This window comes from Methylotuvimicrobium sp. (assembly GCF_050611805.1).
Taxonomy (GTDB): Bacteria; Pseudomonadota; Gammaproteobacteria; order Methylococcales; family Methylomonadaceae; genus Methylotuvimicrobium.
Map to the genome: position 1 here is coordinate 1 of NZ_JBNGHF010000003.1, position 26,927 is coordinate 26,927.

Sequence of the window (26,927 nt, forward strand, 5' to 3'; positions counted from 1 at the left end):
GACCGTGGGAACCAGAAAAAAATTACTGTTTTGCAATCTTAGCCAATGAGGCCTCAATACCATTTTTTGTCGCCTAACGTTCCCGACTTTCCCTCATCTAGCGTTAGGAGAGGGACGATCTGGGGATCGCTCCCACAGAGCATCCGGCCCCCTTGTGGGAGCGACGCCTTCGTCGCGATTTCGAAGCCACCGATGTTCAATATCCGCAGATTTATCAAACAGCACCGTTTCCAGGTGTACGATGACATCTGTTTAGCAAGTTTACCGATATTTGTGTATAACGATGAGCGCCGGAGCGTGGGAACGATAGGGGGTGTGAATCATTACCTACTGACTACTCAATAATTGCTGCATCGCATCTACTGATAACGGCCTGCCTAATAAATACCCCTGAATTTGATCGCAGCCTAATTGGCGTAAGAAATCCGCTTGCACTTGAGTTTCCACGCCTTCGGCAATACATTTAAGGCGTAAATTGTGGGCAAGATTCACAATGGCTTCGACCAATACTTCATCGTCGGCGTCACCTGGAATATCTCGCACAAAGGATTGATCAATTTTAAGCTTGTCCACCGCGAAGCGTTTGAGATAGCTTAAACTGGAATAACCGGTACCAAAATCATCAATCGAAAATTGTACGCCTCGTTGGTTTAACGTATTCACCACCTGCAACACATACTCTGGATCGGTAACCAAGATGGATTCGGTTAATTCCAGCTCCAGATGGTGCGGCGGCAAACCGGTTTCTTCCAAGATTTCGGTGACCGATTGCAATAAGTTGTGCCTTAAAAATTGCACGCAAGACACATTGACGGACACGCGCAAATAATGCTCTTGTAGCAACCATTGTTGCATTTGCCGACAGGCTTGACGGAGCACCGACTGCCCTAAAGTAACAATCAATCCACACTCTTCGGCAACCGGAATAAATTCTGCCGGTGAAATCATCCCCAGTTCGGCATGATGCCAGCGCGCTAAGGCTTCAACACCGACAATCTGTCCGCTTTTAATGTCAAATTGGGGTTGATAAACCACAAAGAAATCTTCGCGCTCCAGCGACAAACGCATGGCATTTTCTAAAGACATGCGGCGCATCACCTGCACATTCATGGCTGCGGTAAAAAACTTATAGTTATTGCGACCACTGGCTTTAGCCTGATACAAAGCGGTATCGGCTTTTTGAAGCAGGCCATCAAATTCTTCACCGTCATCGGGGTACAAACACGCGCCGATACTACATGATAGCTGCAATTTATGGACGTCAATGTCAAATGGGCGTGACAGCGCTGCCAAAATTTTAGTGGAAATCTCGGCTAAATTCTCGGCATGGTGGATGTTACCCAGCATAATAACGAACTCATCACCACCTATACGACTGACGGTATCCGCTTCGCGCACACAATCGCGAAGGCAACGGGCTATTTGTAATAGCAGCTTGTCACCTATTGGATGACCTAAGCTATCGTTAACATTTTTAAAATTATCTAAATCCAGATATAACAACCCTAGCTTCTTACCTTGACGTTGCACATAGGACACCGATTGTTGAAAACGATCTTTTAATAAAGTGCGGTTGGGCAGTTCCGTTAAAGGGTCATGATGAGCGAGAAATTCAATATACTCTCGGGCTTGTTGATGTTCGGTAATATCCATAAATACGGCAATATATTCACTCGGATGCCCCTCGGTTGTCGTATGCGCTACCGAAACACCAAGCCATTGCGGATAGATTTCTCCATTCTTACGCCGATTCCAAATTTCTCCTTGCCAATAGCCTTCACGATTCAGTTTCGCCCACATCTGTTGGTAAAAACCATCATCATGCTTCCCTGACTTGAGCAAACGTGGGGTTAAACCCAGCACTTCGGCTTCCGTGTAACCAGTAATTTGGGTAAAGGCAGGGTTAACCGAGAGAATCCGTTGTTCACCGTCCGTGACGACTACTGCTTCTCGGCTATAACGAAACACCATCGCATCGAGTTCGAGTTTGCGTTGTTGCCGATTACGTTGTACCAAGGCCCATACATTATTGGCAAACATTTCTAAAATGGCCAAATCACCCGCATCATAAGGGTCCTGTTTATTACCTACTCCCATAATCATCACGACATTATCGTCTTCGAGAACCGGCACGCTCATGTGGCGTAATAAGGTCGCATGGCCTTCCGGCAACCCTTTTTTATTATCCAATGCCGGGTAATCATTATGAATAACCGGCTGACGCAAACGGAAACAATCCGCCCACACACCGGCATTCGCTAACGGGTAATGATTATCATGCACCGCTGCACAATTTTGCAGCGTTTTACCTGACCATACCCCTAAACTAATGGTATTTTGATCACTGTTGACAAAATGTACATAAGCGATGTTGCTATCGGTTAGCGCCTCGGCGTGCTCTAGGGCAAAACGTAGCAAAGACTGTTCATCCATTTTTGTAGCTTGCCTGGTTAAGCTTAATAGAGCGGCATTGCGTTGACTGGTTAAATCTTGGGCTTGTTGACTCCGTATACGCGTGAGAAATAAACCAATTAATTCCGCTATGCCATCAATTAATTGTTTTTCTTCATCAAGAAACGGTTTGTTGTTTGGTAAAATACGCGGCTCCCTATAACCGACGCTAATTTTACCGACCACTTGCGCGTCAACCTGAATATCGCTTTCCAGCTTATCCATTGTGGCTGAAAAGGTATTGTTGCCATAGGTTTTGGAAGCTAAATTAATAGACACCGAGACATCGTCCGTGTAATACATGCCCATTGGCAACAGTTTTAACACCTCGGCAAAAAAAGCATCTTGATCGCTAATTAATTGTGACGCTCGGGAAATAGCATAAATCGCTTTTAGCTCCTTAATACGCTCGCGTAAGCTCAAGGACTGATTTTCGAGGGCCCGATCTCGCTCCATCAAGGCAAGCTCTCCCTGCTTGCGTGCAGAAATATCTTCGATAATGACCACTATATAATCAAGTTGGCCGTTGGCATCACGCACCCCTTGCTTGATCACATGCACATCAATGAGTTTGCCGTCACCGCGAATACAACGCTTATCCAGCGCATAACCCTCAAGTTTGCCTGTGAGTATGTCATTAAACTGCTCTAATTCGGCGTCAAGATCGACAGGATGCGTTAAATCCATCCAGGTCTGCTTAATCAGCGCATTACGCGAATACCCGAACAAGTCACAGAGTTTATCGTTGACTTCTAGCCATTGTTTATCGGCACTGATGGCTGCCATGCCGACCGGTGCGGAATCAAAATAAGCCTGAAAGTGTCGGCGACTTTCTTCTAGCAGCACATGTTGCTTAACCACTGCGGTTTGATCGACCATTAAAACGACAAAATGATACGCATTATTTTCTATTAACTCGGGCAATGACGAAACATGCATATCCGCTATAAACTGTTGTTCATCGGCCGTTTTTATTTCGATACCAGCTTGGCTAGCACAGTCTTCGTTGCGAGCTATCTGTAATAATTCCCGCAAACGGCCATGCTCTTTTTTAGGTAGCAGGCGAGGAAAATAATGTGAACGTAATTGCTTGCGACCTAAGGCGAACCGTTGTTCAGCTATCGCATTACACTCATGGATGACCCCAACTTCATCAATAACTAAAGCCGGTACCGGCAAAGCCGCAAACAAACCGCTAAAGCGGCGCATGGCTTTTTCAGTAAAAGCTTGATTTTCAAGCAACTCTTCGTTTTGAATTTCTAATTCCGCGTGATAAATTTTAAGGTCTTCAATTAAGCGGGAGACATCCGTCTCACCACGCGCCACTTCTTTTAGGGCAAAATCAAAATCGCCGCGGTGCAATGCCTCGCTAGCTAATTTTTTAATCTTACTCATCCTGTTCCCCCTCTATCCAGGCTGTAATATTGACATGACTGACAATAATGCCGCCCAACGGATGTTTGACTGACGTGGCGTTCATCAAAAACCAGCGGCGCTCGGTAGGTGAGTGACAGGGATATTTAATCGAAAAATGCGCTAGCTCGCCGCTCAGAATCTGCCTCATGCCAATCAGAACTTGCCGGGCAATCGCATTATCAGGGGCATGTTGAGTCTTACATACGTCAAGATAGTTAATGCCTGGACCTGTATGAGCCAGTTCATGATCACCATTGCTTTCGGCAAATTCTCGCCAGGCTTCGTTAACCACGGTAATCACTCCTTTAGCATTTAATACGGCAATATGTTCGGGCAGGGAATCTAAAATCGCTTGCAGGCGTTGCGCATCTTTAATGTGAGTAATATCGACAAAGGTCAATACCGCGCCATTGAGGTTTTTCGGGCGATCGATATACGGTAAGATACGCACCAAATACCAATGATCAGTGTGGGTTTTGGCTTCACGCTCCATCAACTGTGCAGTGTCGATTACACGCTGCAAATCGTGCAAGAACTCGGGATATTCCATTTGATGAGTAAAATCATCAATCGGTCGCCCAATATCCCCTTCTCGAATACGGAAAATAGACCCTGCTTCTGGAGTAAAGCGGGTTAACTTCAAGTTGTTGTCCACAAATATCGTAGGAATCAGCGCGGCGCGCGTCATATTGTCTAAATCGGCGTTCAGGCGGTTGAGAATATCAATTTTTTCCTGATTTTCGGCGTTAACGGTATACAGCTCTTCGTTCACCGACTGTAATTCTTCATTGGTGCTTTGTAGCTCTTCATTCGAAGCCATTAATTCTTCATTGGTCGCTTGCAATTCTTCGTTAGAAGTCTCTAGCTCCTCAATCGTCGCTTGTAAACTATCGCGGGTGATCGACAACTCCCATTCCAAGCTTTGAATACGATCAGCCGAAACTTCCGCGACATCAATATTATCGGCGCCGACTAAGGACATTTCTTTCTGCGCCAGCACTTCAAAGGACATTAAAAAATGCCGCTCTGCCTGCCTTTCGTCCACTAGCGGTCTAACAACAATCCGCACCCGTTCGCTTTGATGCTTACCCGCATCCAGCAACTGAATTTCTGAATTTAAGGGGGTATTGTCTTTAGCAACTTTATGCAGCAAGGCTACGCATACCGGTGCTAACTTGCCTACCAGCAATTTAGAAATTTCTAAACTGGCGCTGCCGGGTTGAATTTGCATATAGCGTTGCACATCGCCATATACATGCACTAGTTCGCGGTCCTCATTGATTAATAATGCAGGCGGCGCATAACTTTGCATTAACAATGCTTGGCCCGCTTCGATAATACTGGTTTCAGCGTTTCGATATTTTTCTCGGTGCGGCTGACTCACCCGCAAGCGGTTATCATTGCTGTTAGTACTGCTTTTAAAATTTAGCGGTAACGAAACCGGCCGCAGCACGCGATAGATTTTATGCTTTGCGTTAATGACACTAAAATCTTTATGTAAAGCCCCTAAAGATTCACTGGAACCGAGTAATAAATAACCGTTATGCGCCAATGCATATTGAAAACACAGCAAGGCGCGTTTTTGTGCCGCCACATCAAAATAAATCAATGTATTGCGGCAACTGACTAAGTTCATACGTGTAAATGGTGGATCGTCGAGAATATTGTGCCGCGCAAAAACGATATGCTGGCGGATTTCATTTTTGACGACAAACTGATTGCCAGTGCGATTAAAAAAGCGTTCGAGGCGTTCGGACGACAACTCGTTGGCGATGGCTTCCGGATAAACCCCGGCGCTTGCAAAATCAATGTTTTGCTGTTCAACGTCGGTGGCAAAAATTTTGAGCAAAGGCCAACGGCGCAATTTATCGAAAGCTTCAGCAAATAAAATGGACAGTGTATAAGCTTCTTCACCGGTCGCGCACCCCGCCACCCACACGCGTAGTGGTTGATTATCGCGGTGCTCTTCCACCAAGGTCTGAATGACCATTTTTTCTAATGATTCAAACGTTTCGACATCACGAAAATAACTGGTCACCGGAATCAAAATATCGCGTTTCAGCGTAATGATTTCGTTGCGATCACTTTCCAGTAAGTGTAAATAATTGCTTAAATCACGCACATGCCGTACTTGCATACGTCGTTCAATGCGACGTTCTACCGTTGCCGATTTGTACTCCTTAAAATTAATACCGCCGACTTGATACAGCAAATGCAAAATCTTTTCTAAAGGATCACCAAGCAACGTTTGACCAGTATCATTCAACTTTACAGTCGGTTGAATGCTATTGTTAACATGGCCGACAATTCTGGCCGCCAACATTTCGGGCGGGATAACTTCATCGACTAAGCCGGTGGCAATGACGCTACGCGGCATGCCATCGAATTTAGCAGTTTCTGGATCTTGCGCCAGAAGAAAACCACCGGCATCATTAATGGCCACCGCGCCTCGAGTTCCGTCAGAACCGGTGCCGGAGAGAATCACGCCAACCGAATGCTTGCCAAATTCTTTGGAGAGGGAGGTGAAAAATAAATCAATCGGTAAACTCAAGCCATGCGGGTTTTTGGGCAACAAACATAGCTGACTGCCAGCCACCGTCATATTCTTCCCCGGCGGAATCAAAAAGACCTGGTTAGGCTTGATTTGCATGCCGTTTTCGGCCATCAACACCGGCATCGCGGTGTGCCTTGCCAACAAATTATCCATCATGCTTTTGTGATCGGGGGAAAGATGCTGGATGACAACGAAGGCAGCCTCCGAGTTGACCGGGAGTTTGTCAAAAAAACGTTCTAAAGCATCTAAACCACCGGCGGATGCGCCAATGGCGACCACATAACCGTTAAACAGGCGAGTAGTATTTGGTGAGGGATTGAGAGTAGGGATTTGCTGTAAATCGAGCGGGTCTTCGATAGGCGTGGAAAGGCCGCTAGCGATGACTCGCCTGGAGTATTTTTTGTTTCGCGCCATGATGCGAAGAAACCTATTTAAATGTTAGGAGCAATTAAAACGGTCTCATTGTAACAAGACTTATAAGCCTTAGTGGTATTTTTCAAACGTTATTTTGGAGGGATTGTAATTGTTGCAGTTGATGTTGACACGACGGACAAACACCATAGATCACCGACAGTTTTAACGGCTCTTTATCTTTTTGCAAGCTTTCCGCTTCAACCCACTGCTCATCTTGCTTGAGTAAATTGCATATACTGCAACGTACTCGGGTGTGCCGATCACGCTGGTTGGATCGTATAAAAAAAATAGGGGGCACACGCGGCTCGGTATGCAATTGGTAGTTACTAATTCGCACTTCGCCACGCTCATTCGCCATCAGCTGCATTTGTAAATAACGGCGCAAGTTTGGCGCATCACACCGATAATTAAAACAGATGCTAGTATTTTTTTGCCGGACAATATCGAGTAAATTTTGCACAAACTGGCGAGTGACATTGCCGCTAATGTAATCGAACAATGATTTACCAATGACTTGTTGCTTCTTGAGTTGCGGTGCGTCATTAGCGTCGGCAAACTCATCCCAGTGGCCATTAATGGCGATAATGACATTATTGGCGTCAACGCTAAATTCTAAAAGGATTGTGTCTTTCATGGTCTAACATGGCCCTAATCATCGTGCCGCTCGAGTATATCGAGCGCTTTTTCCCATTCGAATATTGAAATCAGATGCAGCAATTCGTTGCCTTGTGTTTTTCCCAAAACGCCGCGTAATAACGCCGCTTCGCGTTCGGCGATATCGATGGCCTTGATATCGCCGATTCGAAGCAAGGCTTTAAGTGGTTCGATAATTAATTCGGCCCTATCCGAATCGATCTCGATTTCTTCGGTTTGACGAGCTTCGAGTACTTCCAGCCATTGTTGCATCGCCTCTTCAAGCTGTTGCGCGAGATCCCGTGTCAAATCCGTAATGTTATCGCGTTTTGTACGCACCGCAATTTCGAGCTGTACGGCCAGTGCCGACAACGATTGCGCGCCGATATTGCCGGCGGCGCTTTTCAAGGCATGGGCAAGCTGTTGAAGCCGGTCTGTATCGTTGGTTTGAAGAGCGTCATGCAATTTGTACATCGTCTCGGTGATGTTCGACAAATAATGACAATAATCGCTGCGGTAAATCGGGCTGAAACATCGTGCCGAGCGGTGCCGGATCGGTTTGAATAGGCGCGGAGCTAACTGTTTTGGGCGATGCAGGAAGCCATTTCAGCAAAGTCGTATAAAGTTGCTCCAAATCGACCGGCTTGGCAATAAAGTCATTCATACCGACCGCTTTACAAGACTTTCGATCTTCATCGAATACATTAGCGCTCATCGCCAAAATCGGCGTTTCGCAGTAGTTTGGTAATTCGCGAATGGCCAGAGTCGCGGCCAATCCGTCCATATTGGGCATTTGCATGTCCATCAACACTAAATCGTAGTGTTGTTGTTTCGCTTTTTCGACCGCTTCGATGCCATCTTCGGCGACATCGACCGATAGGCCGACGCTATGCAGAAGTTCGAGCGAGACTTCGCGGTTGATCGGATTGTCTTCGGCCAATAACACTCGCTGCCCCCGCCGGGTATCGCGCAATTGTTGTTCGGCGTCTATTGGTCCGGTTTCTGCCGCTGCCGGTAATACGCCGTGACCTTTTTGCAGATTGACGGTGAACCAAAACGTGCTGCCTTGTCCCGGCTCGCTTTCGGCGCCAGCTTCACCTCCCATTAATTCGGCAAGCCGGAGGGTAATCGACAAGCCCAATCCGGTTCCACCGTATTGCCGCGTAATCGTTTCGTCTACTTGCGTAAAGGGGCGAAATAAACGTTGCAACTGTTCCGCTTCGAGACCGATACCGCTGTCTTGCACTTCGAAACGCACCCGCAAATCGTTATCGTGTACCTCGAGTAATTTTGCCCTTATGTCGATGCGACCCTGTTCGGTGAATTTAACGGCATTACTGGCTAAATTCAAGAGCGCCTGGCGCAGCCGCGTTACGTCTCCATACAGCCACTCCGGAACTGAATCATCGTCGAGCGTAATCGTTAAATTTTTCATGTGAGCGGATTCGCCGATCAAAGACCGAACATGATCGAGTAGCGCCGATAAATGAAAATCGACATGATTTAACTGTATCTTACCCGCTTCGATTTTAGATAAATCCAAAATATCATTGATGATTGACAACAGATGCCGACCGGCGATTTCAATTTTATTCAGACGGTCGCTTTGCGCGGCGGTCGCGTCGATGCGCATCAAATGCGCCAAACCGAGTATCGCGTTCAACGGTGTTCTGATTTCATGGCTCATATTGGCGATAAACGCGCTTTTAGCTCTATTCGCAACTTCGGCTTGCTGCCGGGCAGTTTGCAATTCCGCCGTGCGTGCTTCGACCAGGGTTTCGAGATGATTGCGATAATTGTCGAGTTCGGTCGCAATTCGCTTTCTTTCGGTAATATCTTCCTTGACTGCGACATAATGTGTAATCGATCCATCTTGTTGACGAAGCGGCGTAATGACCGCAAATTCGATGTATTCGCTGCCGTCTTTGCGTTGGTTGTAAAACTCGCCTTTCCAGGTTTCGCCGTGTTTCAAGGTTTGCCACATCGTTTGATAATTCACTTGCGGCGTTTTACCGGAATGCAGAATACGCGGATTTTGCAAGAGAACGTCGTCGATCGTGTAGCCGGTGTTGGCGGTAAAAGCCTGATTGACGTATTCGATTTGCGCGTCGGCATTGGTAATCACGATACTCTCGGGGCTTTGCTCGACCGCGAGTGCAAGTTTTTTCAACTGATCTTCGGATTTTTTGCGCTCGGTAATCATTTCGGTGTAAACAATAATCCCACCAACCAAACCATCGGCGTTATACCAAGGACGGCATTCCCACTGAACCCACTCCACGCTTCCGTCTTCGCGCAAATAGGTATCTTCATCGTTATGCGAGGCCATCCCTTGCAACGCTTTTTGATGCGCATCACGCCATTTTTGCGGCAAGTTGGGAAACACTTCGTAATGGTGCTTGCCGATGATGCCGGGGTCGGTAACACGATAATCATCGAGATAACGCTGGCTAACATATAAGTATTTCAAGTCGCCGTCGTGAATTGCAATGCCGCCTCGGCTATGTTCGATGACATAGCGCATCAGTTCATACGAATGCGTTAATTCCATCTCCATTTGAATGCGCGCGGTGATATCCTCTAAGGCACCGAATAGCACCGGCTGTCCGTCATCGTTATGTTTAGTTTCAACATAAGCCGCCGATTGAATGTATCGTCGTTCGCCACTACGATGTTTTATGCTCAAAACGACATGACTCGATTTGCCGGGTTCGAGCGCGGTAATGGCCTTCAAAAACAGCATTTGATCGTCTGGCGTGACATATTGGTGCCAACAACCGCGCGCCATCAGCGTATCATTGTCGTCACCGAATATCGCCTCGGCGTTGCCGACAATCCAATCCAATCGGTAATGACCGTCTCGCCCCTTTTTACAGGAGTAAACCAAATCGTTCGCAATCGTCGAAGCGATGCGAAAGCGCTCTTCTCTCTCCTGTAAGGCCTCTTCGATTCGTTTGCGTTCGGTTAAATCGATGTCTATACAATAAATTTCCTTACCGACTGGACATTCTTGCATGACGTGATTAGTAAAGACCGTGACCGAGCCGCCGCCTTTGCATCGCAATGTCAGTTCCGCAGCCGGAATGCTAGGGCCACCGGCTATCCAGTTATTGACATGAGTAATCACGTCCTCTCGCATTGCATCGGGAATAATCAAGTCTTCCAAACGGCGTCCTAACGCCTCTTCCCTTGTATAGCCATACAAAGTTTCGCTGGCTTTATTCCAAAATATCACGAGGCGCTCTTCATCATAACCTTGCACGGCAATACTGGGCGTTTGTTCGAACAAAAATCGAAAGCGGCGTTCAATGTTGCGCAAGTCCAGTTCCGCGCGTTTTTTTTCAGAAATATCCTGAAATGCGCCTTGCACTTTAATAATTTTTCCAGCATCGTCACGAACGGATTCACCGATCGCGCGAACCCAGACCCGTCGGCTTGTCGCTGAAACAATTTCCATTTCTTCATCATAAGCGATTCCTTGCGTGGCGCAGAGATTAAATACCTCGCGGATTTTATCGTGCCATTCCGGCGCATAAAAGCTTATGCCTTCTTCGAGTGTCGGCGAATAACCGGCCGGTTTGTCATGAATCGCCGCGACCGTATCGGACCATTTGACCCGGTTGCTGCTTAAATCGACGCTCCATCCACCCATGCGACCTAAGCGTTCGGCGATACGCAAAAGCGATGCATATTCTTGTAAGGACTCTTTTTGTCCCAGGTAACGTTGGATAAGCAAATAATGATGGGGTAGTATCGCGGCGATCAGTGTCAGCAGTAATGTCATGCCGAGTCCGGCAAATGCGATCCATAAAGGTTGATGCGACGCGGATGCCATAACGCATTCAGGCGGCATTGCAGCAGTCACGGTCCAGGTGTTTCCGGCCAAGGTCAAGCGGCGGCTCAGCGATCTAGCGTCCAATGCTGTGTCGCTGTTTTGTGCGAAGAGTAAATGTTCGGGCGTGGTCGTGATACCGTCATGTATTTTCAGAGACAGCGATGAACACAGATTGTATTGTGGACGCGACAGTAAAATTTGCATCATGTCGTTGATGCGCACGGCGGAGAACACCCAACCGATAAATTTGCGGTTGGATTTGTGGGAGTCGGCATTGCCGGGCGTAACCGGATTATAAACGGGCATATACAGAATATATCCGGGTTGTGCTTCGGCTGCGGGCTCCTGAATGAGTATCGTTTTTGCCGTCATTGCTGCACGATCACTGTCTCGAGCCCTATCCATTGCCATACGGCGCAACCGTTCCGAATAACTGTCATAACCTAGCGCTTGCCGGTTTTGTGCGTCGAACGGTTCGATATAGACAATCGGAGCATGCCTGTCATTCGGCATTTCCGGCCAGACCCGATAGCCCGGCAAGCCTTCGGCCTTTACCGCTTCGATGTGCGAATTAAGTGCATTGCGTTCGATCAACGGCGCGAAACCGAACGCGTTGACGCCGGGAAAATAGTTTTGGATGTCGAGTCCGGTAATGAATTGCTGAAACTCCTGACGGTCTACATGTTCGCTGCTCCCGAACAGACTTGCAATACTAAGCAATACTTGTTCACTGTCTTTGATTTTGTTCTCAATCAAATAGAGCAATCGGTCGAATTGACGTTCGAAGAGTTGTTGAGAGGTGTTTTCTTGATTGATCTTGACTTGTTGCCAATAGAGCCCGGTCAGCGTCACTCCACTAATCGCCAATAACAACGGTAATGCGATGAAAAGTTTATAAGTTTTTCGCTGAATCGGTTTTGCCGTGTTTTTCATGTCGCTGAGATTGCCGATAACGACGCTGCGGTATCATCGTCGAATCGTTTGGCGATCTGTTTGAATGTCGTGTAACAGTGTTGAAATGCATCGATCATATCGGGGTCGAACTGACTGCCTCGACCGGCGACGATCAGGTCTCTCGCCTCACCGAACGGCATTGGCGGTTTATAAACGCGCTTCGTCGTCAGTGCATCGAATACGTCGGCAACAGCCATGATGCGTGCAGAAAGCGGAATCGCATCGCCGCTCAACCCATCCGGATAGCCTTTACCGTCCCAGCGTTCGTGATGCCAATGCGCGATTTCTTTGGCCAGCATCAAAAAGTCGACTTTAATCGAAACATCTTGTTCGGCCAGCTCGATTGCCGCCGCACCCCGTTCGGCATGGGTTTTCATGATGATCCATTCGTTATCGCTTAGTGGCCCCGGTTTCAATAATATCTGATCCGGAATCGCGACTTTGCCGATATCGTGCAGTGGTGCCGAGCGAGTCAAGAGTTCGATGTAATGATCGTCTAAGATGGCATTGAAACGCGGATCTTGCTTCAGTTGTATCGCCAATTCGCGCACATAATGTTGCGTGCGCAGAATATGATTGCCGGTCTCAGGGTCGCGGGTTTCGGCCAAATGGGCCAATGCGCGAATACTGACCTGTTGAATCAAATCGTTTTCGAACATGCGTTTTTGGACTTCGCTCTCAAGCCATGCGTTTTGATCGATCAGACGATCGTGGGCGCTTTTTAATTCGATATGCGTTTGCACTCTAGCCAGGACGACCGCCGGCATGATCGGCTTGGTAATATAATCGACCGCGCCTAATTGGAAACCGTTGACTTGGTCTTCTTGGCTATCCATCGCGGTGATGAAGATGACGGGAATGTTTTGGGTCGAAGGCTCGGATTTGAGTGTTTGCAGAACGTCGTGACCGCTTAGATCCGGCATCATGACATCGAGCAAAATCAAATCGGGTACGGGTTCCGTTTGGGCCAGCATTAGACCGCGACGACCGGAATTGGCGACCCGCACGCTGTAATCGGACTTTAGAATTTCGCTGATCAGCGCCAGATTGGAAGGCTCGTCGTCTACGATAAGAACAGTCGATTGAGTCATGGTTCCTTCGAGTAAAAATGCCGAGAGCTGATGGATATCATCGAACTCACTATTTTTTGGATTAAAGAATAGCATACCTTCGAATGATTACTTAGCGCATATCATTTTTCAATTATCGCCGAAGGACTTTCAACGTTTCTATAGATTGGGTTAGCGTTATTATGGAGGTTATACCGATTAAATTGTCGGACATACTCGCTTTTGATCGCAAAAACGTCTAAGAATAGAATGGTATGAGAATGTCTATCGAGGACCGCCGTGAATACGTTCCTGTAGCTTGACGGCGGCGATTGATTGCCAAGAATGGCATGAATGCAGATTTTGTATTGCACCATGGATGGCGTATATTAGGGCAATGCAGGAACAAAGGCTTTGCCAGCTTGGAGCTAGCAAAGAGTATCTTCAGGAAAGCATTCAAGGCATCCTTTGACGGACATCCCGGTGCCGAATTCAAAAAGTAGCCCTCATTAAAGCAAACCGTCTCTTACCCTCAAGTGTAAGAGACGGTTTGCTTGAACACGCTTAATGGCTGATCATCCAAGGCCGTTGCGAAGGAAAGACTTTACTTCCATCTTGCATCAATATCACTTGCTGTCTCAAACTGCTACGATCGGGATGCTTCAGAAACAACCCTTTGTTGCTACTGCACCCGCAATTCTTGGTGTGCTTGTGTTCGAGTATTTGACCCTCCCGGCTGTCTACCGTCGAGAAAGCCGGTTCGTGACGCGACTTCTCGTTGATACTCATCGCTTTACGTTTGTCCGGCGCCATTGCAAGCACCTCGGGCGGTATCATGATAATCCGCGGACTCGAGGTTTGGCAGTGCGGACAAGCCTTTGGAGCGCTGCTTTCTTCGAACGTTGCTAAGTCGTGAAAAATGCCGTGTTTCGGGCATTTATAGTCATAGAGCGGCATCGCTATCCTCCAAAGTTACTATTACAGATCAGGAGACAAGGGTACGTCGACATCGCCGGACAGCTCTTTTTTCGGCCCTTCCGAATTCGGCTTGACGTTGAATTCGAAGATATCGGTCGGCAACCAAAGCGTCGCGCAGGCATTCGGAATATCCACGACACCGCTGATGTGCCCTTGCACCGGCGCGGTACCTAAAATGGCATAAGCTTGAGCACTCGAATAACCGAATTTCGTCAAATATTCGATCGCATTCAAACAAGCCTGACGATAAGCGATATGCACATCGAGATAATGTTGCTTGCCGGACTCGTCGACTGAAATACCTTCGAAGATTAAATAGTCGTCATACTGGGGTTTGATCGGACTCGGCTTGAAAATCGGATTTTTGATTCCATATTTTTTCATGCCGTCTTTGATCAAACTGACACGCAGGTGTGTCCAACCGGCCATTTCTATCGCACCGCAAAATGTGATTTCGCCGTCGCCTTGACTAAAATGCAAGTCCCCTAAGCTAAGACCGGCATTCTTCACATAAACCGGAAAATAGACTGTCGAACCCCGAGATAAATCTTTGATATCGCAGTTTCCGCCATGCTCGCGCGGTGGCACCGTTCTCGCTGCTTCGGCCGCCGCCGCTTTTCCAGCATCGCCGCTCATACGTCCCATATGAGCCGTATCGGCATAAGGCAACGTTGCCAAGGGCGGAACCCGGTCCGGCTCCGTGTCGTAAAGGGCTTTTTCCCGCGTATTCCATTCATCCAACATTTCTTTAGACGGCAGTGTGCCAATCAATCCGGGATGAATCAAGCCGGCAAACTCGACGCCGGGAACATGACGAGACTTGGTAAACATACCGTTGAAATCCCAAATCGATTTTTGCGCCTCGGGAAAATGCTCGGTCAAAAAGCCGCCACCGTTCTTTTTTGAAAAAAAACCGTTAAACCCCCACTGACTGTTTTCAAAAGCCCCGATATCGAGAATATCGACGACCAACAAGTCCCCGGGCTCCGCACCCTCCACACCGACCGGCCCGGATAAAAAATGCACTTTAGATAAATCGACGTCGCGCACATCATCGGCACTGTCGTTATTGTGAATTTGTCCGCCGGTCCAATCGTAGGATTCGATGATGAAATCGTCACCGGGTTTAACCATCGCCACCATTGGTATGTCCGGGTGCCACCGGTTATGAATCATGTCGTTTTCATAAGGTGATTTACTTAAATCGATTTTGATAATGGTTTCAGCCATAGCCTTTCTCCTGACAAAGTTTTAATGATTAATACTCATACCGATAAATAAGCCGCTACCTTGGCTTCATTGAGCGTTGCCCGCTCTTCCTGATGAACGATTTCCCCCTTTTCGAGAACGATGATGCGGTCGGCGATTTCAAGCGCAAAACTCAACACTTGCTCCGACACGACAATCGATAGGCCACGGGTATCGCGTATTTTTTTTAACGTCCGAGCCATTTCGCGAATGATCGAAGGTTGAATGCCCTCGGTCGGTTCATCCAACAGCAATAACTTCGGCTTGCTGGCCAATGCCCTGGCGATTGCCAATTGCTGCTGCTGTCCTCCGGATAAATTTCCGCCTCGGCGATTTCGCATCTCTTCGAGAACCGGAAACAATTCGTATAGATCGTTAGGAACCGTCTTTTCACCGGTAATGGTCAAACCGGTTTCAATATTTTCTTTGACCGTCATCGTCGAAAAAATCATTCGCCCTTGCGGAACGAAACCCAGGCCTTTAGACACTCGCTGATGGCTTTTGAGTAGCGTCAAGTCGACGTCGTCAAGTTGAACCTCGCCCTTTGCGGTAGGGATCATTCCGATTAACGATTTCATCAACGTAGACTTGCCCATGCCGTTGCGCCCCATCACGGCTACGATTTCTTTCGGTTTTACATCGAAATTCAATCCGTGCAGCACTTCGCTTTGCCCATAGGCCACGTGGTAATTTTTAACGCTCAGCATTTTGTTTTCTCCTGATTCAACCGATTAGTGGCCGAGATAGACTTCAATGACTTTGGGATCGTTTTTGACTCGCTCCATCGAACCTTCGGACAGCACCTTGCCTTGGTGCATAACGGTAACCCGATGAGCGATGTCTTCGACAAACTGCATATCGTGCTCGATGACGATTACCGAGCGGCCTTGCGTAATCCGGTTCAACAGCTCGGCGGTTTTTTTGCGTTCCGCAACCGACATGCCGGCAACCGGTTCGTCCAGCATTAATAAATCCGGTTTTTGAATCAGCAACATGCCGATCTCAAGCCATTGCTTTTGTCCGTGGCTCAATAAGCCGGCCGGTTTATCGAGATCGTTCTGCAAAAAAATGATTTCAGCTATGTTTTCGACTTCTTCGATCACTTCACGGTCGCGCTTGAACATTAACGAGCCGAAAACGGACCGTCCTCGCGGGTATGAAATTTCAAGATTTTCAAACACACTCAAATCATCGTATATCGAAGGATTTTGAAACTTTCGTCCAACACCGTGATGGACGATTTGGTGTTCTTTCATCCGCGTTAACTCTTCTCCGCGAAACTTGATCGACCCGGAGGTGGCTTGAGTTCGTCCGCATATCAAGTCGAGTACCGTCGTTTTTCCTGCGCCGTTGGGTCCGATAATGACGCGTATCTCCCCTTCGTCGACGTAGAATGACAAGTCATTGACCGCCTTGAAACCGTCGAAAGAAACCGTCAACCCTTCGACGGCTAAAACGAAATCTTCGTGCTTAGTCGACATATACGCCTCCGTCCAACTTTTCATCGGAATGAGGCGAAATTTTCCCGGTTGTATCGGTTTTACGAGCGGGTTGAGAGGCTGTTATGTTGCTCTCCAAAGCCAAAACGTCCGGGTGCGCGCTCTTATCCTCATCTGCTTTCAACAAACTTGTGCGCAAGGCCTCCGGTTCGAAATCAATGGTTTTTCCGGTATACCAAGCAGGCAATTTCGGCTCGATGTAGCGTTTGAATAGACTGGCCAAGCCATTTGGAAATGCCATCACGACCGCTATGAACAGCGCTCCCATCGCAAACAGCCAAAGCTCGGGGAATGTCTCGGAAAATATCGTTTTAGCCCAATTCACCAACAAAGTACCGTAAACTGCGCCAAGCAAGGAAAGCCGACCGCCCACGGCGCAATAAATCACCATTTCGATCGATGGAACGATGCCGACGAAGGAAGGCGACATAAAGCCGACCTGCAGCGTGAACATCGCGCCGCCGATCGCAGAAAACATCGCGCTCAGACAAAAGACGAATATTTTGAAGTTGGCTACGTCGTAACCGGAAAACCGGACTCTATCCTCTCGATCGCGCATCGCGACCAGAATACGTCCAAGTTTTTTATAACGGATAAATTGTGAAAGTAACAAACATATAAAAAGAGCGGCCGAACAGACATAATACAAAATCACTTTGGCTGAATCGGAACGAATGTCCCAACCTAACAATGTGCGTAAATCCGTAATACCGTTGACTCCGCCCGTATAGCCTTGTTGGCCGATAATTAAAATCGTCATGATCGCCGCGACGGCTTGCGTGATGATCGCGAAATAAACCCCGCCGACCCGGCGCTTGAACATCGCCACGCCTATGATGAATGCAAATAGCGTCGGCAATAGAACGATCGCCGACAACGCAAAAGGAAGTTGCCGAAAAGGCTCCCACCACCATGGCAATTCGGTGATCTGATTCCAGTCCATGAAATCGGGTATGCCGGGAGTGGATTGAATTTTGGTCGACTCGGGATCGCTGGCTTCCAATTTGAGAAACATAGCCATGCAATATCCGCCCAAGCCGAAAAATACTCCCTGCCCCAAGCTCAAAATGCCGCCGTATCCCCAACACAAAACCAAGCCGAGCGCGACAAAGGCATAGGTCAGATATTTACCGATCAAATTCAATCGAAATACATCCAAAGACAGCGGGATAATCGCTAACAGGATGACCGCCAACATGATATAGCCAAGCACTTCCTGCCTTGACATAAATCGAATATTGCTCCGTTGCTGCATAGGAAACTCCCCTTATTGACGAATTTTGAGAGCAAAAAGCCCTTGAGGACGCAGCATCAGTATGCCGACCACAATCAAAAGCGTGATGACCTTAGCCATGGAGCCGCTTAAGAAAAATTCCAAAGTCGATTGCGATTGTGAAATCGTAAACGCGGAGGCGATGGTACCGATAAGGCTCTGCGCACCGCCGAATACGACGACTAGAAAGGTATCGACAATATAGAGTTGACCCGAAGTCGGTCCTGTCGAACCGATCATCGTGAACGCACTGCCTGCAATACCGGCGATGCCGCAACCGATGCCGAATGTGTAACGGTCGACCTTCCCCGTATCGATGCCGACCGCTCCTGCCATGGGCCTATTCTGAACGACGGCCCGTACTTGCTTGCCCCAGAGTGAGCGAAACATCAAGAAATAGACGCCCGACGCTATAAACAAGGTTAAAACCATCACGAAGATGCCATTGATAGGTACCTCTATCGTTTCGGTCATGGCATACGATCCCATCATCCATTCTGGAAGAGTCACGCCGACTTCTCGGGCACCGAAAAAGGTACGGTATGATTGCTGAAGAATCAAACTGAGCCCCCAAGTCGCCAACAAGGTATCGAGAGGCCGCTTGAATAGAAACCGGATCATACCCCATTCAACCAACACGCCCAGCGCGAAACACACTAAGAAAGCCAAAGCCATCGCCACAAAAAAGTAGCCGTCGAATAAAGCCGGCAGATAGGTTTCAAAAATATGGGATGTTAAATAGGTTGTATAGGCACCCAAAATCATGAATTCGCCATGGGCCATATTGATGACGCCCATCTGACCGAAAATGATCGCCAATCCCAATGCCATGAGCACCAAAACCGAAAATAAAATCAAACCGGCAAAACCCTGCATGAATAAAATATCTGTCAGTTCCGCCATTGAATATTCTTCAAACATGACTCGATCCTCTTTGCTAACGGTCGGATTTTTTTAAATTGCCTCTCTCCCTCAAATACCGGGAGAGAGGTTTCGAATAGAAACGTCGCAGTGCCGAAATCCTAAGGCTTTATTGATAACCTACCGGGAAAGGGTTCGGTTCGATCAATTCCTCGCTTTCATACACGACTTTATATTGACCGTCTTTTTGCGCTAAACCGACTCGAGTCTTGGACCACAAGTGATGATTTTCATGAATGCGAACATAGCCTTCCGGTGCGGTCGTCAACTCAATACCTGGCGATGCGGCACGGATTTTATCGATATCGAACGAACCGGCTTTTTCGACGGCAGCTTTCCATAACCAGGGGCCCAAGTAGGCTGCTTGGGTGACGTCGCCGATCACGATATCTTTACCCCATTTGTCTTTGAATGCTTGCACGAACGCTTGATTGTTCGGATTGTCGAGGCTTTGAAAATATTTCATCGCGGCATAAGCGCCTTCGATATTTTCACCGCCGATACCCAAAATTTCGTCTTCGGTCACTGAAATCGTCAATAGAAGCGGCTTCTCTTTGGTCAAGTCGATACCGGCCGCCTTGAGCTGTTTATAAAAAGCAACATTGGAACCGCCGACCACGATGGCATAGATCACATCCGGCTTTTTCAACTTGATTTTGTTGATCACCGAATTGAACTGCGTGTGCCCTAATGGATAATATTCTTCGCCGACAACTTTTAATCCCAGTTTTTCGATATGTTTTCTAGCAATTTTATTGGAGGTACGGGGCCAAATATAATCCGAACCCAACAAGTAAAAAGTTTTTGCGCCTTTTTCCTTGACCACCCAATCGATACCGGCGATGATTTGTTGCGTCGCTTCCTGGCCGGTATAGATTACATTCGGAGATTGTTCGAGTCCTTCATAGAAAGTCGGATAGTACAGCATGCCGTTATACTGCTCGAAAACAGGTAAGACGGCCTTGCGCGAGGCCGAAGTCCAACACCCGAACACGGAGGCTACCTTGTCGTTGACCAATAATTTTTTCGATTTTTCGGCGAAAGTCGGCCAATCGCTGGCGCCGTCCTCTTGAATGTATTCGATCTTGCGGCCGAGTACGCCGCCCATGGCGTTAATCTGATCGATTGCAAGCTTTTCCGCTTGCACCGAGCCGGTTTCGCTAATAGCCATCGTACCGGTAACAGAGTGCAAAATACCGACCGTAACCGTATCGTCGGTCACCGCCAGTCCTGTCGTATTGACCTCACTTGTCGGGGGGTTGGCCCAACTAAGGGGGGAAGATGCCAAGATCAGACCCAGCGGAAAAGCGATCAATGTTTTAATAAAACTCCGGCGCTTGAATACCGGAGAATTATCCCGGCTCCCACTTTCATAATTAAAGATACACATGTTTAAGCTCTCCAAATTAAATTTTGTTTGGTTCGCTGACAGTGTCCGGCAAAGCGCTTCGTTTAACCATTAGGCGGATGCTCACCCGCGTTACGTCATTTGACGTATGCCCTTCTCTATAGCTTACTGTTAATCTTTCACTATAAATCTCATAACATGCTGATTTATTATTATTTTTTAACATATAGCAAGCCATTCCAACGAGTATATTTCGTTATGAATTCAATAGATATAAAGTCGAGAAGAGTACTTTTCAGCAACCCAACACCCATCGGCATCGATCGATTCAAGCCATGAGCTTTGTCAGCAATTTCCAATTTAGGGATCAAAAAGGGTGTGGGGTGTACTTGTCGAGGATGTCGGCAGCAGGGAGCTGCCGCCAAGCCCCCATGGATGGGTTTACCCAGCACCTAAATTCCATAGTTCATTGGCTATGGTTAACTATTTTGGGTAATTTAGGTGCTGGGTTTACGGCGTTCCTCGACAGGCATACCCCACACCCTAAGATCGGCGAAACTGCTCAAACTGGGAATTGCTGGAGCTTTGTTGCATGAACGGACAACAAAAAATCTTTCGAGTAAGGCGCAATTACAACCGGTGGGTCGCCAATCAAACGCTCGAAGATTATGCGCTCCGCTTTACCGCTAAAAAATCCAGGAAATGGTCCGAATGGCAAGTATCGTTGACTGCGCTGGGTGGGATTTCGTTTCTCGCGCTCGAAGCGATCGGCGGCACCTTGACCTTGACCTACGGATTCGTCAATGCGGTGTCGGCCGTTTTAACCGTCGGCGCGATCATTTTTTTAACCGGTTTACCGATCAGCTATCACGCCGCCAAACTGGGCACGGACATCGATCTTCTAACCCGCGGAGCCGGATTCGGCTATATCGGATCCACGGTCACTTCATTGATTTATGCGTCGTTCACTTTTATTTTTTTTGCACTGGAAGCCACCATACTCTCAATGGCGCTGGAGCTCACGCTAAACATCCCATTATCTATCGGTTATCTTATTAGTTCTTTGGTCGTGATCCCTCTAGTCACGCATGGCATTACGCTAATCAGCCGGTTTCAAGTATGGACTCACCCGCTTTGGATAGCTCTGCAAATCATTCCTCTTTTCTGTATCGCTCTCAAATCGGACGATGCGATGGCTCTCTGGACAGGGTATAAGCCGATAACGGCGACTGAAGGCTTTGATATAACGGCTTTTGGCGCTGCATCCGTCGTTGCATTTTCCTTGATTGCTCAAGTCGGCGAACAAGTCGACTTTCTCAGATTTCTGCCCGAAAAAAACAACCAGAACAAGCTTACCTGGTGGGCCGCTTTGATTTCCGGCGGCCCCGGCTGGATTTTCCCCGGAATGGCTAAGATCCTCATCGGGTCATTTCTTGCCGTTTTGGCCATCGAGCACGGCATCGGTTTCGAGCAAGCTTCGGACCCGAATCACATGTATCTGACCGCATTCGGCTATTTGACCACATCCCCGGAACTGCCGTTGTTATTGACCGGCATTTTTGTCATATTCTCGCAACTGAAAATCAATGTGACGAATGCCTATGCCGGGTCCATCGCATGGTCTAATTTTTTTTCCAGAACGACTCAAAATCATCCCGGGCGCGTGGTTTGGTTGGTTTTCAATGTCGTCATCGCACTGATGTTGATGGAATTGGGAATTTATCATGCACTTAAAGAAATCCTTGGCTTATTTGCCATCATCGCAATTGCTTGGGTCGGTTCATTGGTAGCCGATTTGACTATCAACCTCCCTCTTGGCCTAAGACCCCGAAAAATGGAATTCAAAAGGGCTCATTTATACGATATTAACCCGGTCGGTATCGGTTCTATGCTGACCGCCTCTTTGATTGGCTTGATCGCTTATAGCGGCTTGTTTGGTATTAACTTTCAGGCCATGTCGCCTTATCTCACATTAGCCCTTACTTTTTTTTGTACGCCCTTGATTGCTTGGTTGACGAATGGACGTTATTACATTGCCAGGGATCCGGAGAATGCCGGCAAAAATCCCAATCAGGTTTGTTGTATTTGCGAGCATCACTTCGAGTCCGAAGACATGTCGCTCTGTCCGGCCTATGCCGGAGCGATCTGCTCGCTATGCTGCTCGCTCGACAGCCGGTGTCACGATATGTGTAAAACCAATGCCGGCATGGCGGATCAAATTTCCTTGGCATTGAACAAAATCATGCCGGACGCTTGGAGCGGAATCATCACGGCAAGGCTAGGAAACTTTTTCGGCTTGTTTGTACTTACCGGAATTTTGATGTCCTCCTTGCTTGCGCTGATTTATTTCCAGATTACGTCGGACGAAACTATCGATAAAGCTTTGATCACCGATGCCCTAATCAATATTTTCTTCATCTTGCTGATTATTTCAGGTGTCGTATCGTGGATGTTCTCACTGCTTCATGAAAGCAGAAAACTGGCGCTGGAGGAATCCAGCAATCAAACCGATCTCTTGATTGCTGAAATCGAAGCCCATCAAATGACCGATCTTAAGCTGCAACAAGCGAAAGAGGTAGCGGAAGCCGCGAATCAAGCGAAGAGCCGTTATCTGACCGGCATTAGCCACGAATTGAGGTCGCCGCTCAATGCGATACTCGGCTATGCTCAACTACTGGAGAAAGATAAAGCCATTCCCGGCAACCGGAGAGACGCTTTGTCGGTCATTCGGCGCAGCAGCGAACATTTGGCGGACATTATCGAAGGCCTATTGGATATTTCCAGAATAGAAGCCGGCCGGCTACAAATCTCCAAGAACGATGTCGACTTTATCGCGATGCTCGATCAAATCGTGAATATGTTTAAGGTTCAGTCTACAGCCAAAGGTATTCAATTCGTGCACGAACAGTTGACACCTTTACCGAAAACCATTCGAACCGATGAAAAACGGTTACGCCAAATATTGATCAATTTGATTTCGAACGCCGTTAAATATACGCATCAGGGCGAAGTATATTTTTCGGTATCCTATCGCAACCAAGTCGCCGTCTTTTCGATCAAGGACACCGGTGAAGGCATCGAACCGGAAAATATTGAAAAAATCTTTCAACCTTTCGAAAGAATTAGAAAAGCCGGAGCGCCTTACATTTCCGGCACAGGCCTTGGCCTGACAATTACGCGGTTCTTGACCGATATCATGGGTGGCGAGATCACCGTAAAAAGCAGTCCCAATCAAGGCAGTCTTTTCAAAGTTTCTTTAATGCTTTCCAGTGTCAACGCTATTAAGGCACCGCACGATCAACCGGCCGCCATACCCAGCGGCTATCAAGGCATCGAGCAGACGATTTTTATCGTTGACGACGACCCCAGTCATCGCGGCTTGTTGATTGACATGCTATCTCCTCTGGGATTCAACGTGTTTCAAGCCCAAGACGGGTTAACTTGCCTGGATATGTTGCAATATTGCAAAAAAAAACCCCAAATTTTTTTATTGGATATAGCCATGCCCGGCATGAGCGGTTGGGAATTGGCCGGTCGCATTCGAAGCCAAATTCCATCGGCAACCGTAATCATGGTTTCCGCTAACGCCCATCAACCGAATTCGATATTCGCGGAACACCTACCCTACGATGCTTATCTCGTCAAACCGATAAAATTGGCCAATATGATGGATCTGATCGAAAAATATTTGCCGATTCGTTGGGTCTACAGCACCGGCGACTCTTTTTCCGATGAAGGGAAAATACCCCCTCCCTTAGCGAGTGAAAATTCTCCACCTAGGAAGATCGAAAACAAATCAGAAATAACGTTGCTACCCTACCGAATGCTCAATCGATCGGATCGAGAAACAATCATCCAGTTAGCTAAAATCGGCTATATAAACGAATTACTCAGTTTCTTGAAAGGCTTAGAAGGAGATCGAAAACTAAAAAAGCAACATGCCGATCGCCTTACAAACCTCGCCAAAAACTACCGATTCGATGAACTCGTTACTTGCCTTGAAGAAATGTTATGAATCCGACACGCCCGTTAGAATTGAAAAAAGATGTCGTACTGGTCGTCGACGATTCGCCGGACACGCTGAGCATGCTGAACGATACATTGGATAGAGCGGGATTTGCCGTCTTAGTTGCACTAGAAGGTTCGCAAGCACTAACAATCCTAAACAATATCAATCCCGACATTATCTTGTTGGACGCACTCATGCCCAACATGGACGGCTTCGAGACCTGCAAAAAACTTAAACAACATCGCAATTCGGCCGATATTCCCGTCGTTTTCATGACCGGTTTGTCGGACTCTGAAAGTATCGTCAAAGGATTGGAAGCCGGCGGAGTCGACTACGTCACGAAACCGGTAAAAGGTGAGGAGCTCATCGCAAGAATGCGGGTTCATTTGGCAAATGCCAGATTAACAAAAAGCGCCCGCGCCGCATTGGATTCAGCAGGACAATATTTATTTTCGATCGATTCTAACGGCCGCTTGCTTTGGGCCACTCCACAAGCCGTTCAATTATTCTCGGTCTCCGGTTTGAATACCGAACAGCTCGATGAATCGTTGATAAAACCGCTCAGACTCATGCTATCGCCTCAATACAACAGAGAAAAAGGGCAAACGGTAAACTTGGAAACAAAATCACTTGAAATGAAATATATCGGTCAAACCGGTAACAAAGAACATCTGATACGAATCGTTGATTCCGAACGCGCAACGGAAGAGGAAATATTACGAGCCAACCTTTTTTTAACAGAGCGCGAATCCGAAGTACTGCTTTGGATAGCCAAAGGTAAAACCAACCGCGAGATTGGATCAATCCTCGAAATGAGCCCTCGCACCGTCAACAAACATCTAGAGCAAGTGTTTAAAAAAATGAACGTGGAAAACCGCACCAGCGCCGCAGTAATGGCATTGAAATATCTGAAATCGTGATGCCGGTATGAAGCATTTAAGTATTTAGCAAAAAAGAAACGCACGAGGGGCTTTTGATTTATGATTTTTTAATGATTCCGCTCACGGAGCAATTGTTACTCCCTACAACTAAAGCAAGACAGAAAACTTGGTTTTTTGGAAAAGCGGTCGGGTTACTTTTCAAGGCTAATACGCAGACTACGACAGGCAAATAGGTGAGCTTATTTTTTGTTATGAGCCCATTTTTTGCTCAACACTTCCAACGCTCTAGCACATACCGTCCTGCTTCTTTTTATCGCCTACGCTGAATGTTCTCCAATATTTGTTAGGCGATTTGCTGCAGCTATTCCCAGTTTGAGAAATTTCGCCGTATTCAGGATGCGAGGTATGCCTGTCAAGGAACGCCGTAAATTCATCCATGGAGGCTTGACGGCGGCTCGAACACCAAGGATGGCGTGTATTAGGGCAATGCGGGAACAATTGCCGAGGAGCAAAAATCTGCCCTGCCGCCGACATCCTCGCCAAGCACACCCCGCACCCTTTTTTATCCTCAAATTGGGAATTGCTGCGATTTGCTGCAAAGCCTATAATTCCGGACGCCGTTTCAGAACCAGAAATTGATTCGGTTCTCCGACCACATAAATTCTGCCGTCGTCATCAACGGCCACGCCTTCCGGTTGCCATAGCCAGCCAATCAATCCCAGTTTTCCTTCGCGTAAACTGAGCCGCGATAATTCCCGCCCCTGCATATCGACGACATGCAGACTGTCGGAGGATTCACTCAATATCAATAACCCATGTTCCTTCCCAGGCAATACACTCAATCCGGCATAATCCCTTACCTTCAGTCGCATAGACAATAATCCTGACAAATCTACGCCCATACCCCGCCCATCAACTGGTTGATGCAAAATGCCGGGAGGCGTTTCTTTCACCGCAAATAAGCCAAATTGTTGCGACCACGCTACGCCTTCGATACCGCTATTGTCATCATCTTTTTCTGCCAGATTAAACCTTACAGCCTGATCGTGCGATATCGATTCTGTTGCCTCAGTGATTTCCACCCGCATAAGGTTGTAGAGATTTTCTTCGGCAATCACAAAAAAATTATCATACAGATAGGTTATGGACTCGGTATCCCGAAAACCGGGTAAATCAATTGTCCGCTGCAACTCGCCATTTTTATTGAGAACATGAATCTTACGGGGGTTATTGGTCACGGCATAAAGCAGACCCGATGGAGGGTGATAGGTAATTCCCGAGAGATTTTCTCGGATGCCGTCGACACGTCGAGCAGGTCCAATCGGTTGATAGCGACTCAGATTCCAATCCGTTTCTATTCCGCTTATTAAAGGCGAGCTATCAGGAAAATGCCATGCAATCCATCCAGACAAAAGTAGCAACGGCAATAACAACCACAAACGTTTTTTTCCTGACACTGGATTT

At 47.5% G+C, this 26,927-nt stretch carries 16 protein-coding genes; 2 read left to right on the top strand and 14 right to left on the bottom strand.

The features are described from left to right. Positions 1–327: 327 nt before the first annotated feature. The 13 genes from ACRJJO_RS02380 to urtA form a co-directional block, all read right to left on the bottom strand. On the bottom strand, positions 328–3,846 hold the full coding sequence (locus ACRJJO_RS02380; protein WP_431064343.1) for a bifunctional diguanylate cyclase/phosphodiesterase: 3,519 nt from the start codon (positions 3,844–3,846) through the stop codon (positions 328–330). Continuing rightward, positions 3,839–6,835 (bottom strand): chemotaxis protein CheB, encoded by a 2,997-nt coding sequence (locus tag ACRJJO_RS02385; RefSeq protein WP_431064344.1) that lies wholly within the window; start codon positions 6,833–6,835, stop codon positions 3,839–3,841. The genes ACRJJO_RS02380 and ACRJJO_RS02385 overlap by 8 nt, the downstream gene beginning before the upstream one ends. A gap of 82 nt (positions 6,836–6,917) precedes the next feature. Next, positions 6,918–7,469, bottom strand: coding sequence for a hypothetical protein (locus ACRJJO_RS02390; RefSeq protein ID WP_431064345.1), 552 nt, complete (start codon positions 7,467–7,469; stop codon positions 6,918–6,920). 14 nt (positions 7,470–7,483) lie between these two features. Continuing rightward, entirely contained in the window at positions 7,484–7,942 is a 459-nt protein-coding gene (locus tag ACRJJO_RS02395) for an Hpt domain-containing protein (protein WP_431064346.1), read from the bottom strand. Beyond that, positions 7,926–12,236 carry a PAS domain S-box protein gene (locus ACRJJO_RS02400; protein ID WP_431064347.1) on the bottom strand — a complete coding sequence of 1,437 codons (4,311 nt, stop codon included), beginning with the start codon at positions 12,234–12,236 and terminating at the stop codon, positions 7,926–7,928. Before ACRJJO_RS02400 ends, ACRJJO_RS02395 begins: the two co-directional genes overlap by 17 nt. Beyond that, positions 12,233–13,348, bottom strand: a complete 1,116-nt coding sequence (locus ACRJJO_RS02405; RefSeq protein ID WP_431064348.1) for an HD domain-containing phosphohydrolase — start codon at positions 13,346–13,348, stop codon at positions 12,233–12,235. Before ACRJJO_RS02405 ends, ACRJJO_RS02400 begins: the two co-directional genes overlap by 4 nt. A gap of 522 nt (positions 13,349–13,870) precedes the next feature. After that, entirely contained in the window at positions 13,871–14,263 is a 393-nt protein-coding gene (locus ACRJJO_RS02410; RefSeq protein WP_431064349.1) for a zinc ribbon domain-containing protein, read from the bottom strand. A gap of 21 nt (positions 14,264–14,284) precedes the next feature. Next, a complete protein-coding gene (fmdA, locus tag ACRJJO_RS02415) occupies positions 14,285–15,514 on the bottom strand; it encodes a formamidase (RefSeq protein WP_125219964.1) in 1,230 nt (409 codons plus the stop codon). A gap of 35 nt (positions 15,515–15,549) precedes the next feature. Beyond that, on the bottom strand, positions 15,550–16,239 hold the full coding sequence (gene urtE, locus ACRJJO_RS02420) for an urea ABC transporter ATP-binding subunit UrtE (protein ID WP_431064350.1): 690 nt from the start codon (positions 16,237–16,239) through the stop codon (positions 15,550–15,552). A 24-nt stretch (positions 16,240–16,263) separates the two neighbouring features. Further along, complete coding sequence (gene urtD / locus ACRJJO_RS02425; RefSeq protein WP_014148225.1) at positions 16,264–17,013, bottom strand: urea ABC transporter ATP-binding protein UrtD; 750 nt, start codon at positions 17,011–17,013, stop codon at positions 16,264–16,266. Then, positions 17,003–18,286 carry an urea ABC transporter permease subunit UrtC gene (gene urtC, locus ACRJJO_RS02430; RefSeq protein WP_431064351.1) on the bottom strand — a complete coding sequence of 428 codons (1,284 nt, stop codon included), beginning with the start codon at positions 18,284–18,286 and terminating at the stop codon, positions 17,003–17,005. The genes urtD and urtC overlap by 11 nt, the downstream gene beginning before the upstream one ends. Positions 18,287–18,298: 12 nt before the next feature. Next, complete coding sequence (gene urtB, locus ACRJJO_RS02435; RefSeq protein ID WP_431064352.1) at positions 18,299–19,225, bottom strand: urea ABC transporter permease subunit UrtB; 927 nt, start codon at positions 19,223–19,225, stop codon at positions 18,299–18,301. Between the two features lie 109 nt (positions 19,226–19,334). Beyond that, the gene (gene urtA / locus ACRJJO_RS02440) at positions 19,335–20,615 is read right to left on the bottom strand and encodes an urea ABC transporter substrate-binding protein (RefSeq protein WP_431064353.1); all 1,281 of its coding nucleotides are present in this window, start codon (positions 20,613–20,615) and stop codon (positions 19,335–19,337) included. A 550-nt stretch (positions 20,616–21,165) separates the two neighbouring features. On the opposite strand from urtA, the gene ACRJJO_RS02445 reads away from it, so the two are divergent. Together ACRJJO_RS02445 and ACRJJO_RS02450 are read left to right on the top strand one after the other, a co-directional pair. After that, positions 21,166–24,588, top strand: coding sequence for a hybrid sensor histidine kinase/response regulator (locus ACRJJO_RS02445; RefSeq protein ID WP_431064354.1), 3,423 nt, complete (start codon positions 21,166–21,168; stop codon positions 24,586–24,588). Then, positions 24,585–25,502 carry a response regulator gene (locus ACRJJO_RS02450; RefSeq protein ID WP_431064355.1) on the top strand — a complete coding sequence of 306 codons (918 nt, stop codon included), beginning with the start codon at positions 24,585–24,587 and terminating at the stop codon, positions 25,500–25,502. Before ACRJJO_RS02445 ends, ACRJJO_RS02450 begins: the two co-directional genes overlap by 4 nt. Before the next feature lie 563 nt (positions 25,503–26,065). Here ACRJJO_RS02450 and ACRJJO_RS02455 read toward each other — a convergent pair. Further along, on the bottom strand, positions 26,066–26,920 hold the full coding sequence (locus tag ACRJJO_RS02455) for an SdiA-regulated domain-containing protein (RefSeq protein ID WP_431064356.1): 855 nt from the start codon (positions 26,918–26,920) through the stop codon (positions 26,066–26,068). Positions 26,921–26,927 lie beyond the last annotated feature (7 nt).